At 60.5% G+C, this 12,950-nt stretch carries 15 protein-coding genes; 3 read left to right on the plus strand and 12 right to left on the minus strand.

From position 1 onward, the window contains the following. Positions 1-10: 10 nt before the first annotated feature. Positions 11-496 (plus strand): winged helix-turn-helix transcriptional regulator, encoded by a 486-nt coding sequence (locus OUZ30_RS09735; RefSeq protein WP_266182041.1) that lies wholly within the window; start codon positions 11-13, stop codon positions 494-496. 350 nt (positions 497-846) lie between these two features. Here OUZ30_RS09735 and OUZ30_RS09740 read toward each other — a convergent pair whose 3' ends face one another. Continuing rightward, the gene (locus tag OUZ30_RS09740; RefSeq protein ID WP_266182042.1) at positions 847-1,383 is read right to left on the minus strand and encodes a carboxymuconolactone decarboxylase family protein; all 537 of its coding nucleotides are present in this window, start codon (positions 1,381-1,383) and stop codon (positions 847-849) included. A 384-nt stretch (positions 1,384-1,767) separates the two neighbouring features. After that, entirely contained in the window at positions 1,768-2,724 is a 957-nt protein-coding gene (locus OUZ30_RS09745) for an AraC family transcriptional regulator (RefSeq protein WP_266182043.1), read from the minus strand. A 388-nt stretch (positions 2,725-3,112) separates the two neighbouring features. Between OUZ30_RS09745 and OUZ30_RS09750 the strand changes: the two genes are divergently transcribed. Then, positions 3,113-3,403: a hypothetical protein gene (locus OUZ30_RS09750; protein ID WP_266182044.1), complete on the plus strand. Its 291-nt coding sequence runs from the start codon at positions 3,113-3,115 to the stop codon at positions 3,401-3,403. A 206-nt stretch (positions 3,404-3,609) separates the two neighbouring features. Then, complete coding sequence (locus tag OUZ30_RS09755) at positions 3,610-4,485, plus strand: alpha/beta fold hydrolase (RefSeq protein ID WP_266182045.1); 876 nt, start codon at positions 3,610-3,612, stop codon at positions 4,483-4,485. A gap of 122 nt (positions 4,486-4,607) precedes the next feature. On the opposite strand, the gene OUZ30_RS09760 is transcribed toward OUZ30_RS09755, so the two are convergent. From OUZ30_RS09760 to OUZ30_RS09805, 10 genes are all read right to left on the minus strand, one after another. Then, positions 4,608-4,955, minus strand: coding sequence for a hypothetical protein (locus OUZ30_RS09760; protein ID WP_266182046.1), 348 nt, complete (start codon positions 4,953-4,955; stop codon positions 4,608-4,610). 454 nt (positions 4,956-5,409) lie between these two features. After that, a complete protein-coding gene (locus OUZ30_RS09765) occupies positions 5,410-5,871 on the minus strand; it encodes a DUF6130 family protein (RefSeq protein ID WP_266182047.1) in 462 nt (153 codons plus the stop codon). A 111-nt stretch (positions 5,872-5,982) separates the two neighbouring features. Further along, the gene (locus OUZ30_RS09770) at positions 5,983-6,504 is read right to left on the minus strand and encodes a tautomerase family protein (protein ID WP_266182048.1); all 522 of its coding nucleotides are present in this window, start codon (positions 6,502-6,504) and stop codon (positions 5,983-5,985) included. Between the two features lie 136 nt (positions 6,505-6,640). Next, positions 6,641-7,078 carry a hypothetical protein gene (locus OUZ30_RS09775; protein ID WP_266182049.1) on the minus strand — a complete coding sequence of 146 codons (438 nt, stop codon included), beginning with the start codon at positions 7,076-7,078 and terminating at the stop codon, positions 6,641-6,643. Positions 7,079-7,123: 45 nt separating this feature from the next. Then, positions 7,124-8,398 carry an epoxide hydrolase family protein gene (locus OUZ30_RS09780; protein ID WP_266182050.1) on the minus strand — a complete coding sequence of 425 codons (1,275 nt, stop codon included), beginning with the start codon at positions 8,396-8,398 and terminating at the stop codon, positions 7,124-7,126. Positions 8,399-8,555: 157 nt separating this feature from the next. Next, positions 8,556-8,957, minus strand: a complete 402-nt coding sequence (locus OUZ30_RS09785) for a cupin domain-containing protein (protein WP_266182051.1) — start codon at positions 8,955-8,957, stop codon at positions 8,556-8,558. Between the two features lie 137 nt (positions 8,958-9,094). After that, positions 9,095-9,991, minus strand: a complete 897-nt coding sequence (locus OUZ30_RS09790; RefSeq protein WP_266182052.1) for an alpha/beta fold hydrolase — start codon at positions 9,989-9,991, stop codon at positions 9,095-9,097. A gap of 257 nt (positions 9,992-10,248) precedes the next feature. Next, entirely contained in the window at positions 10,249-11,166 is a 918-nt protein-coding gene (locus tag OUZ30_RS09795) for an SDR family NAD(P)-dependent oxidoreductase (RefSeq protein ID WP_266182053.1), read from the minus strand. 30 nt (positions 11,167-11,196) lie between these two features. Then, the gene (locus OUZ30_RS09800; RefSeq protein WP_266182054.1) at positions 11,197-12,174 is read right to left on the minus strand and encodes a carbon-nitrogen hydrolase family protein; all 978 of its coding nucleotides are present in this window, start codon (positions 12,172-12,174) and stop codon (positions 11,197-11,199) included. A gap of 52 nt (positions 12,175-12,226) precedes the next feature. Then, on the minus strand, positions 12,227-12,697 hold the full coding sequence (locus tag OUZ30_RS09805; protein ID WP_266182055.1) for a MarR family winged helix-turn-helix transcriptional regulator: 471 nt from the start codon (positions 12,695-12,697) through the stop codon (positions 12,227-12,229). Positions 12,698-12,950 lie beyond the last annotated feature (253 nt).

Consider the following 12,950-nt stretch of genomic DNA (forward strand, 5'->3'; position numbering starts at 1 on the left):
GTAGCCACGCATGCGACGCGTAAGCTTGATGGAAGCGACTTGCCCTATTGCTCGGGCGCTCGACGAGATCGGCGACTGGTGGACGCTGCTGATCGTGCGAGATGCCTTCGGTGGCATGACCCGCTTCAGCGAGTTCCAGAAGAGCCTCGGGCTCGCCAAAAACATTCTCAGTGAACGACTCAGGACGCTGGTTGCCAATGGTGTGCTGGAAAAGCGGCCTGCTGCCGACGGCGGCGCGCGCAGCGAATATCACCTCACCGAAAAGGGACGCCAACTCCGCGTCATTCTGTTCGCCTTGCGCCAGTGGGGCGAGGATCACCTCTTCGAAGAAGGTGAGGAAATGATGCTCGCTCGTGACCGTGGCAACTTGCCTATCGCACGCTTGAGCCTGGTCAATGCAGCCGGCGAGAGCTTGGCGCCTGACGACATCGTGGTGGCCAAAGGTCACAAGCGAAAGCGTGTTGGTCGCGCAGACGGGCAGGCGACGCTCGCCTGACTGTCGACGGGTAGGGTATCGCCGTAGCTGCCTTCCCGCGGACGCCACTCTTCGAGGTCGTCCGTGCATTCGACCTCAGCAAGTATGCCCGCAGCGCCCAAGATTTCCGAAATGGCTGGCAGATCCAATTCCCAGCTCATCCTGAAGGCATCGTGCTTTCCCGGACCTTCTTTGGCGCATGGCCGAAACAGGACTTAAAGGCGCGACTGAACCCGTCCACGACGACTGACTTGTCGGTGGCATAACACCGCGCGCGGCAACCCATGCCGCCAAGGCAGGTTGGCGACCAAGGATCCTCCACGAGAGCTGCAGGGCTGAGGCGCTGTCCGCCTCAGCCCTGCGCCATTCGGTCACGCGGCTTTCGGAAAATCGAGCACGGTATCGTTGACGCGATTCAACATATTGGTGAACAGGATCGCGCTCACGGCCAGGATGCTCTCAACGATCTGACGGTCGCTATACCCGGCCTTCTTCACGTTTTCCACCGCCTCTGCAGACAGCGTGTTCGACGTGGACACCAGGGTGATGGCGAACTTTACGAGCGCATGGATCTTGGCGTCGCCCTTGAAGCCGCCTTTCCGCAGCTCGAGAATTTCTTCGGACGAATAACCGGCCATCTTGCTGGTCATCGTGTGCGCGGCCAGACAGTAGTCACACTGAGACGCTTCGCTAACGGCCAGGTTGATCGCCTCCAGCTCACGACCCGACAGCTGACCCTGTTTCAGGACAGCGCCGGTTTGCAGGATGTTTGCCAGGACATGCGGGGCATTGCTGCCGATGGTGGCGTAGGCGTTGGGGACCATGCCTACCGCTTTGGTGATGGCGGCGAACAGGCCGGCAGTCTCGCCGGTGGCGTCGGCGACGCTAATAGTATGTAGACGATTCACTATGGACTCCAGGATTTCTGGTGGGGAAGGGTGCGGTATTGCATGGCCGCGGAGGAAGGCTGATTTACGGCATCGGGGTGGTCAGGCTCAGTCGCGAGCGCCGCCTCGGCAAACCGTGTCGGTACGATAGACAGGAGGGATCGCGGGCGTGATGCCCGCCAGGCGCAATCCGATGCCCTGCCGGATCAACTACGCCCAGAGGTCTCTAGAGAACCTCACCCGCGATCGATGGGTGACGGCGTAGCGTGTCGATCGATGATTTCAGGAGGGTGCGCGCCACGGGAGAGGTATCGCGCCTTCACGTCCGCCATTCAGGACGAGCTCGATGGCGGACGGCCCGCTGAGTTGGCCAAGGCGTTCGGCCGCAGTTGAAGCGTGTGCAATCTACGCGTTCTCGTCCGCTGACATGGCCAGTTTCCTGGATGCGCCGGGGCGAACGCCGAAGCGACGATGAAACGCGCGACTCATCGACGCTTCCGACTGAAATCCTGCCTCGATGGCGATCTTCGCCAAGGGCTCACGGCCCGACTGCAGTCGTTGATGTACCAGTCCGAGCCTGAGCTCACTGAGAAACGCGAGTGGCGCAAAACCTGATGTCTTGCGAAAAGACCGGACCAGCGTGGCGCGCGAGGTCGCGGCGAGATCAGCCAGATCATCCAGTGACCAGGCTCTTGCCGGCTCGCGCACCATGGCCTGCACCGCCTTCGAGGTGATTCGATCAGCAAGCAGCTTGAGCAACCCGCTCTCGGTGGTCCTCTGTAACTCAAGATAATTGCGCAGCATCATCACGAACAGCGCGCTGGCGATGTCTGTCGCAATCGCCAGAGAACCCGGCCGACCGCTATCGAGTTCCTCCTGGATGGCCGACATCAGGGCGCGATACCGCTCCAGCGAAACGCCGTTCGCCGCCTTTAAGACGATGACATTGGGTAGCACCGACGCGACGAGGCCTTTCGCGGCCGCCTCGAAATGCAGTCGACCGCATACCAGCTCCGTCTCCACCGACATGGTCGCGGTGGACTTCTTGCGGATGGAATTCTCAAACTCCACCAGGAAAGGTTCGTGTGAGTATTGATTCCTGAGACGGGATCGCACCGCGTGGGTATCGCCATGGGGAAGCACGAGCACGTCTCCCTCCGTGAGCTCGAGCGGCTCGTTGCCCGGGCGGTCGAGAAGACAGTGCCCGCGTGTAACGATATGGAAATAGGCGACGCCCTGAGGCGCCGCGTCATGTCCCGCGGTCCACGACCCGCCAAATCGGCAGAAATCATCGAGCTCGGGACGCACGCGGAGCACGGGAGCCAATTCCGTCAAAGCGTCACGCACTGCCTCAGTGGACATATCGCGTCTCCTGCCTTCCATTCACGCGCCGTCAATCGTGCGACCCAGGCCGAGTTGACGACGTGCGAACCGGGGGCGCTCTAATCAAAACCACGCCAATGCCGCGGCAGGTCAGGATAGACGCTGAAGCGGTGGATGAAATGCTACGCCGCCGCCGCCCGCCAAAGTAGTGGAAGGCGCCCTAAGAGGGTTCTGGTGTGAAAGCTGATCCGCCTGGACATCTCATTGAGCCTGCTGGCCATTAGCCAGTTGAGCCCCCTTCGATATGCTTAGAACGTGAGCGCCAGCCTCTGTTTGTCATGGATTGGCGTCGTCACCGCCCTCCAATCACCGCAGTTCGCGGACTTCACAGCTTGATCCTGAAAACGACCTATTTGGAGAACACCACATGAAAGTCATGGCAATCGCCACCAAAACCGCTGCCTGGACACCGGAGCAATTTGAAAAACTCATTCCGCATGAAGCACCGCACACGCTGCAGCTGTACCTCGACGGAAAGATCGAGCAGTTCTGGTTTCGCGACAAGATGGGCCCCATCTTTCTGATGAACGTCGAATCTCTTGATGAGGCCAGGGCGACGCTGAATACGCTGCCGTTTGTATCGGAAGGGTTGCACACCTATGAGCTCATGGCAGTCGCTCCGCTTGCTCCGCTCAGCCGCCTCATCCAGGGCAAGTGACACCCGGCCCAGCCGGCATGGGCCATTGCTGCTCGTCAAAGTATTTCTGAGATCAAACTTGAAACCTGACGATCGTCATTTCTCCTGAACGGTATAGTCATGAAAACTCTGTTAGAAACCCTCTCTCCCCTGCGCTTGGCGTCATCCTGAGTACTGGCGCCCTGCCTCAAACCCATCATTCATCCAGCACCGTGCCGGCGCCGAAGATGCAAATCAGCGAAGTTCAGGTCAGTTCCGATATCAAATTGCGCAGCATGGTCTATCGGCCGTCCCACCCGAAAGGCACGGTGCTGTTCCTGCACGGCTTCCCGGAGTCGGTGTATGCGTGGAAGGCCATCGCCGAATCGTTGTCCCGCGATTACGAGGTGCATGCGTTTGACTGGCCTGGCTACGGTCAGTCCTCGCGTCCAGGCGCCGATCGCTTCTCCTATGCGCCGAAGGATTACGCCAAGGTACTTCAGGACTATATCCGCGCATCTGGCATCGACCGCTCGAAGTTGGTGATTTACGCGACCGATATTGGGGCCTTGCCGGCGCTGTTGGCCGCGCTGGAAGACCCCCAAATCGCCAGGGAGATCGTCGTCGGGGATTTTGCGCCGTTCAACCGTCCGCAGTACATGTACCAAAGCTTGCAGGGCTTGAAATCCGAGCCTTCGGCTGAGGCCGTGCATGCCGCCATGAACAAAGGTCGAGATGAAATCCTGGCAAACACGTTCTTCCGCGGCCTGCCGGAAGACGAGCACTATACGTTGTCGCAGGAGTTCAAGGACGACATCGCGAAGGGTTGGGGTGGCGACATTACCGCGGCCGATGCGTTCTACCACTACTACGCCAATTTCACGCGCGATCAAGATGACTTTGAAGCAAATATGGCCAAGCTGAAGGTGCCCGTGAACGTGGTGTGGGGCGAGAAGGACATCTACATCATGAAGGAGATGGGCGTTGAGTTTGCGAACCGTACCCATGCAAAACTGACGATTCTCCCCAACCTCGGCCACTATCCCCATCTGCAGGCACCCGATCAGACAGCCGAGGAACTTCGGGCCACATTCCGTTCTCTCGACAATCCCACGGGTGACTGAGTCGCGTTGAATCGTTTGTTCCGACGTCTTCGCTGTGCCAACGATTGAGCTCAAGCGAATGTGCACGCACTCTTCGACGGCCGTGCGAGGGGCGGCCTTCTCGCCGCCCCTCTCTTAACGCGTTATTCAAAGGCGGGATGGCCCGGCAAAGACTGAGTCAGCGATTCGGCCTCCTCGCCCAGGAAATACAACGCGGCAAACAAACCTTCGATAATGTCCCCCTGGAGCGGCCAAAAGCCCGGCGCGGTCGATTCGCAGGTGGTCTGCAACTCACGAAACACGTCGCTGTTGGCGAGTATGCGCGAGAGGGCGTGGATGCCAAGGCACAAGCCGCCGAGGCGCGCCGCCTCCGTTTGCCTGGCGTTCTCGGCGAGGGTCAGCTTCCAGTTGGGGCGGCCTAGTGGGTTGCTGGGGCGTGCGCCCGAGGGCTGGTAAGCCTGTGAGTGTTCCGTATGATCTGGCGTAGCCATGATCAACTCTCCGTTAGTTGGTTGTGGTTAGCGGGTCGTGTGAGTTAGAGGCTCACACGGCCCGCGCTGCTTCATTCTCAAGCTGTCGCTGGTGACCAGGCATCGCACCAAAACCACCACGACTGAGCGACCATCGCACACGACGATGGCATTGTCCGTCAGGTAAAGATCAGGAAACGGCCGAGCAGAGGGCGGCTTGACGAGCCGGCGTCAGGCGGAAAAATCGGTGAGCCTCAACGGAAGGTGTTGTGCGAATACGCCGTCATACGCTGGCAACCACGGCGGCATGGTCCGCAAAAAGCGGCACCGTGCGTGATCAGGCTGCTATCGGGGTTTGCATATATTCGTGGGTCAAGCGTGTGCGCGTCTCGGCAGCGCAGCCTCGCAGCTGTCTGACACAGGCTGGCCATGAGAACCAGCCCGTGTTGAAAGTCGCGACGACGATATCGAAGGGTCAGTGCGCCGGCGACGCGGCTATCTTCTGTTCCGGAATGGCCACGGTCACCGTTTCGCTGGTGAGAATCTTGTGCGTAGGATCGGCCACTTCGAGCTTGATCTGATGCGTGCCCGGCTTCAGGGCATTCACGATGATGGGGTCCTGGCTTGTATGGGCCCAGCCTCCCGGCCAATCGTCGACCGACACATGAAGATGGCCAACGCGCGGCGACACGTTCAGCGCCCCCTTGCCGAAGACGGGAATGACGCGCAGGTTCTCCGTGCGGAACGGAATGATGACGACGCCACGAGCCAATGGCTCCGGTTCGGGCGGATACGCAATCAGTTTAGGCGCTGGCTCCGAAGCGACGGGAATGACCGTCGGTGGGCGGTTGCCATCAGGCGCGCTCTGGGCCCAGGCATGGGCGCAGAGAAGAGCGCCAACGGCGATGATGGGGAGATATTTGATTCGGAATGACATGACTTTTTCCTGCTGCGAATGCAAGCGTTGATTGTTCAAGAGGCCTGCCCCGCGTCACGATGACGACGATGTTTGAGCTGGGAAACAACTCGGGTTTCCCGAGGTGAGGCCCTAGTCTTGTTGCGTAGCGTCGAGCGCCGCCGCCAGGGTGATGCCCGCTTTCTCGCGGCGCCTGCGCGCGAGCCGCTCGGCTCCCACATGACGTTCGGCTTCGCCCACGAGCATGGCGTGGATGTCGGGCAGCCGGTTGATGATCCCATTGGCTCCCCATTGGCCATCGGGGATTTCCGTGGGGAAGATCCATACGCGCGGCGCGATCTCCTGGTAGGGCGTGTTCTCGGCGCGCGCTACCGCTTCCGTGATCTCTTTGACCAGGTTCGCGCGCGATTCGTCGGTGTATTGACCTTCCGGCGCTGAAGGAATGATCCGGTAGCGCGGCGACTTCGAAGGCTCGCCACCGACGAAGACGGCAGCGGGACGATGGAGGTGAAGCACGGAGACGCGTTGCGCATTGGTGTTGCTCGGGTCGTATCCCTCCGCGCGGATCAGGATATCGGTGAGTTCCTTGAGGAGGCGCGTCTCGGCCTCCGGCGTCAGGGCGTGTTCCGGGATAAGAGCGTCGATCATGGGCATGGTGGCAGTCCTGCTTAGTGTGTGTTGGTACGGCGCCGGCCCGGCAGGTCGGCGTGGCACCGCATCGGGGGTGATTGCGGTGCGTGGGGAGGGGTTCGCTCCCGGCGTCTGTCGCGTGACGCCGGGAGCTGTCGCGTTACTTGCCTGACGCCTTGTTCAGTCCTTCGGACTGCGCGGCGGTCAAGTACAGTTCGCCGAAGCGGTCACCGAATTTCTCCCACATGAGACGTGAGAATTCGTGCACGCCGCTCAGCGGATAGTGATGGATCAGTACCGAGTCAGCCTCGCCCGCGGCGTTCGTGTGGACGATGATGGAGCACTCCAGCGGAACGCCATTGACGCTCGAGCGATATGACTCAAGGAAGAATTGATCGCTGATGTTGCCGAAGTAGGTGTAGTCCTGAAATTCGTACAGCGTGCGGGCATGCGAGATGAGCGCGAGGATGTTGTCCTTGCCGTGTACGGGGCGCTTCAGTACGGCACCTTCGAGCGTGGCGTCCTGCGCAAGTTTTGCTAGCCACGGCGGCGGGCCGGCGGGGCGGGGAAGGGTGGGTGCGGTGTCGGTGAATTTCATGGTTCAGATCCGGTAGAAAATGATGGAGTGAATGGTGGATGGGTATCAGGCGCGCAGCGGCCTCAAGCCGGCGCGCACTTCTTCGACGAAGAGCTGCGGTTGCTCCCACGCCGCGAAATGGCCGCCATCCTTGACGCGGTTGTAGTAAATGAGGTGGCGATAAGCGCGCTCGGACCAGCTTCTCGGTGCTTCGTAGTTCTCGCCCGCGAAGACGCTCACCGCCGTTGGCACGGAAATGTCCTGCGCAACGTAGAAGTTGGCATGCGACTCCCAGTAGAAGCGCGCGGACGATACGCCCGTGTTGGTCAGCCAGTAGAGCGTGAGATTGTCCACGACGTCGTCACGCGTCAGCGCGCCGGGGCCGTGGCCGTTCACCGGCTTTCCCTGCAAGGCTGAGATGATCGGTGCGGCCGGCTGGCCCCAGCCATCGCCGTGATCGAGCATCCAGGCCGCCAGTGCGATGGGCGAATCGGCGAAGCCATAAAGCGTCTGGGGGCGCGTGCCCATTTCCTGTGCGTAGGCGCGTCGCTTCTTGATCAGCACGCTCAGTTCTTCGTAGGCGCGCTTTTCTTCACCCGCGAGATCCGAAGGCATGGGGTCGCCGACCTGCAGCGATCTCAGAATGTCGGGGGGCACGGTCGCCGGGAAGTTCACATGAATGCCTCGCAATTCGGGTGGCGCCTGTTTGGCCATCGTATTCGCGACCACGGCACCAAGATCGCCTCCCTGCGCCGCAAACTGCGCATAACCAAGACGCTTCATGAGCGTGACCCACGCACGTGCGGTGCGTTCGGGCCCCCACCCGGTGGCAGTCGGTCTGCCCGAGAAGCCGTACCCAGGCAGAGAGGGAATGACCAGGTGGAACGCATCCGATGCTTTGCCGCCGTGTGCGGTCGGGTTGGTCAGTGGATCGATGATCTTCAGTTGTTCGATCACCGAGCCTGGCCATCCATGCGTCACGATAAGCGGCATGGCGTCCTTGTGTTTCGAACGAACGTGGATGAAATGGATATCCAGCCCGTCGATCTCGGTGAGGAATTGGGGGAGTGCGTTGAGCTTGGCTTCGCACTTGCGCCAGTCGTAGTCCGTTGCCCAGTAGCGCGCGAGTTCTTGCATGACGGCGAGTTGCACTCCCTGCGAATCATCTTCAACCGTTTCGCGATCAGGCCAGCGCGTGGAGCTGATGCGCCGACGCATATCGACGAGCTCCGATTCCGGCATATGCACCCGGAAAGGACGAATGGCGGTATTGTCGCCATTGGCCAGTGAAGGCAAAGTCGGGGACGCACCCGTCGTCTGGGCGAAGGCAAGTCTGCTCAACGAACTCGCCGCAATGAGTGTGGCCGAGGCACCCAGGAAGCGGCGCCGGCTCGGAGATGAGATAGAAGTATCGTTTGACATGGGAATTCTCGAGAACGATCACGCGTGCCGGCCTGCCGGTAAGCGGTCATTCGATCAATTACCGCCTCAAAATCGCTTACTTGATCCATTCAATAAGCGGCTTACCCTTCGGCACGATATAGGTGCCAAGCTCTGCTGCATTGGTCGTTCCTACATTTTTGGCACTATGAATGACGCCAACGGGAACGAACAGCACATCGCCAGCCTTGAGCGTGACAGGCGGCTGGCCTTGGAGCGTGTATTCCAGCGTGCCTTCGATCACATAGATGATTTCTTCGCCGGGATGCCTGTGATTAGGGGCAGTCTTGCCGGGATCGACGTCGAGGCGCTGCTGGAACTCCTCCCACCCAGGCATGCTGAGGTCGTGTTGAGACAGTTGTTGGCGGTGGATTCCCGCCTGCTGCGCTTGTGCGCCCTGAGGTGCCAGGGTGCTTGCGATGGACAGCAGGGCCGCGGCTCCAAAGATAAACGTTTTCATGTGATTTTCTCGCTGATGTGTAATGACTGGGTCTTCAATACGAAGCAGGCCGTCAGAACGACGTGGTTGCCTCAAGCGTCGCCGCTACTTCTTTGAATCAGGGTGTTTGCTAGTTCCGATCCCTCACAGCTATCGTTTCACTTGCTTGAGGGCGCCTGGCCCTGCAGAAAGTCGAGCATGGTCTTGCTGACGAACTCAGGCTGCTCTTCCTGCACAAAGTGGCCACTGTTTTCCACCGGTAGCGCGGTCAGGTTGGTCGCCTTTTTCCCAACAACGACTTTCATCCATTGATAGGCCGGTCCGGCCAGCACCAGCACGGGCATGTCCAAGGCGCCGTAGTTCTTGTTGTCAGCGATGTCCTGGGTAAACGCCTGGTACCAGCCGTTGCTGGCACGGATCGCTTCACTGCTGTTGTATGCCTGCTCGTACACGGCGCGGTCGCGCGCGTCGACGGCGTTCTCGTTGATCAGGAAATATTTGAAGAGCCAGTCTTGCTCGATGCGAATGCGACCGGCGAGCAGTTGCTCCGGAAGCCCGTTGACCTGGTTGAACGCGAACCACCAGAGGAACGGGCGTGATGCGCCCACTTTATCGCCTACCGGGGCCTGCGCAGGCAGCAGCGGGAACTTCGTCAGGCCTTCGTCGGGATGAGGAAATTCCATCATGACGAGCTTGTTGGTGGCTTGAGGGTAGTTCTCCGCATAGGCATACGCCACGGCGGAACCAATGTCATGTCCGGCCACGTTGACCTTGTCGTAGCCCAGGGACTTGACCAGTTCGTTGATGTCCTTGGCCATGGTCTTCTTGTCATAGCCATCGGCAGGCTTGGAGGAACCACCCATGCCGCGCAGGTCCACCGTGATGACGGTGTAGTGTTCGGCCAGCGCAGGCATGATCTTGTGGAATGTCCACCAGGTTTCCGGCCATCCCGGAAGGAGCACCAGCGGCTCACCCTTGCCGCCGACGACATAATGCAGGCGCACGCCGTTAACGTCGGAGTAGTCGTTCTTGAAGCCCGGCAGCGACTTGACCAAGGTTGAGTCTGAGACGTTGACTGCCCGGTGAGAGGACGTTCCCGACGAGGGGGCGTCCGTTGCGTGTGCAGCAGACATGGTGATGGCGAGCGCCACCGCGATGGAGCGGAATAGTGAGGCGAGTTTCATAGGTGTGATACTGGGATTGTTTGAGTGATGGAGCGGCGACGTAGGGGTTGCCAACGCTGCCGGTCTTGGGTGATCCAGAGGATGTTGCCGTGTGGCGCGCGCGAAGATCGAACCGTCACGTCATGACATCAGCCAGGCGTAAAGGCGGCCACGTGACGCTTAACGAATTCCGCCGTACCCATCGGTTCCTGGCCGGTCAGCTTGAACACGTCATCAGTGATTCGGTCGTAGCGTCCCTGCGTATGCAGACGGGCCATCACTGCCAGGTGGTTAAGGAGATGCTGCGGAACGCCAAACTCCTTGAGCTTCTCCGACCACGGCTCCACCGGGACGTCGCGATAGCGAATCGTGCGACCGAGGGCTTCGGAAAAGGCGCGTGCATGCCGTTCCACATCGACCGACTCCGGGCCAGTGAGGTTGTAGATCTGACCGATGTGCGGGGCGGGGTTGTCGAGAATCGTGGCCACGACACGCGCCACGTCATAAGCAGCGATGGGGGAGGTCTTGGCGTCCCCCAGCGGCAACGCGAGTTCGTCGTTGTCGCGCACGCCCATGGCGCCCAGGCGCAGGAAGAAGCCTTCCAGGAAGACGGTCGGACGCACATTGACTACCGGAAGCCCCGACCACGCCAGCACCTGTTCGGCCAACCAATGCAGCTTGTGTTGCGGGCTGTCGGTCGTGTCGTTGATGCCCATCTGCGATACCGTCATCTGCGACATGTTGACGATGACCTCGACGCCGTAATGCCGGGCGACCGCGGCCACGTTGGCCGTAGCCTCCAAATAGGCCGCCGAAATCGACATGCCGAAGTAGATGCGCTTGCAGCCTTCGACGGCGCGGTGCACTGACTGCAGGTCCGTGAGGTCGCCGACGACGACCTCGGCGCCGAGCTGGCGCAGGGCCTCTGCGCGCTCGTCTTCACGGCGCACCAGTGCGCGCACCTTATGGCCCTTGGCGATCAGCATCGCGACGACGTTGCGGCCAATGGCGCCGATGTCACCGGCTGCGCCGGTGACCAGGATGGGGCTTTCGTTGGAAGTGCTCATGGGTTTCTCGCTTGAACGTGGATGGCGTGATTACAGAATTTCGACGGCGCGCGCGGCGGGAATGGCCGGGTGCGCAGCGCGCTCACGGAGATTGGCTGTCGGTGTGCGGTCGATGATCAGGCTGAGAAGTTCGGGGCGGTTGTAGTGACCACGCGAATCCATCTGCTGCTTGCGGCGATAGATCAGGTTGAAATCGAGATCGGCGATGACTTCACCCTCGCCAGCGCGAAGCGGTTCGCCCAGCAGCGTGCCGTCCGGAGCTACGATCGCGGTGAAGCATCCGCCCGAGATCGGGCCGATCTGGCAACCCGTGTCTTTCATGATCTGTGCCTGCTGATCGGCGTCGAGCCAGGCGGTGGCGTTCACGACGAAGGCGCCGGACTCCAATGCGTGCTGGCGAATGTTGATTTCCATGCGCATGGCAAACCCCTCACCGAACGCGGAGCCCGGGTACATGGCGGAATGAATCTGCTCGCCATCGGCCATCAGCGCGTAGCGCGCCAGCGGGTTGTTGTGCTCGAAGCAAGCCAGCTGGCCAATGCGGCCGACCTTACTATCGACGGCGCGCAGGCCCGAGCCATCGCCCTGACCCCAGATCATGCGTTCGAAATGGGTGGGCGTGATCTTGCGGCGACGCTGGATCAACGTACCGTCGGCATCAAAGAGCAATTGCGTGTTGTAGATGGTGCCGCCGTCGCGCTCATTAACGCCGATAGACACCACCATGCCAGCCTCGCGGGCCGCCTGGCCGATCGCGTCGGTGGCGGGGGAGGGAACCGTCACGGATTGATCGAGCAACCGCAGATACTCGTCGCCAAACAGTTGCGCCAGCGGCGTCTGGACGGCCGAAAAGTACGGGTAGTAGGGGATCACGGTTTCGGGAAAGGTGGCAAACTGCACGCCCTTCTGGCCCAGCTCGCGGATTTTCTGAACCACCTTTTCGACGGTGGCTTCACGGCTGTAGAGCACGGGGCTGATCTGGACGGCGGCGGCTTTGACGATGGTCATGCAGGAATCCTCAATACTTAATGGTGTATATGCAACATAGTGGATAAAAAAATTAGCCGGCCAACTCCTCAACGGGGAGGCCGGAGGACAACTGGACAATGGCGGAGGCGCCGTCAATACCAAGTAACTGATTGGCTTTGACTTGGGCAGCGCGCCATGCCGGCATGGCTTGCGCCAACAGCTCGCGCCCTTCTTTGGAGATCCTGATGGGGCGGCTGCGCCCCTTTTCGGGAACGATTTCCTCCGCCCAACCCTGATCAAGCACCAACTGGAGATTGCGCGTGGAAGTGGAGCGCTCCTGAAAGTTGGCTCGACCGATCTCCGCTTTGCTCGCACCGTCCATACGGGCGATCAGCACGAGGAGGGAAAACTGGGAGGAGCTCAGGCCGAACGGACGCAGTTCCTGGTCATACAGGTTCGTCACCACCCGCGAAATGCGCCGTGAGCGCGTCATCAGACAGTCCTGCGTGACCTCCTGGACGATGGTGGCGACAGCTTCGGTTTTCCGGGGAGGCTTGTTCATGGGCCGGGACAATAGTGCATATACACCATGATGTCAAGCCGACTCGACGTGGAATGGGCTGGTCGAACAGGCACCCAGGTAGGTCAGATGGTAATCACGGTCGACCGAATGCTTTGGGTGGAAGGGTGCGCGCTTGACCTAGGGCAGATCTTGCGGAGCCCGCACTTGGCCGATGCGTGGCTGTAGGGCAGGGCGATTAGAGAGGGTTGTCGTGGGTAAGAGCATCCCCGCGGAGCTCGTGGCCTGGCCACCG

The organism is Dyella humicola, assembly GCF_026283945.1.
GTDB lineage: Bacteria > Pseudomonadota > Gammaproteobacteria > Xanthomonadales > Rhodanobacteraceae > Dyella > Dyella humicola.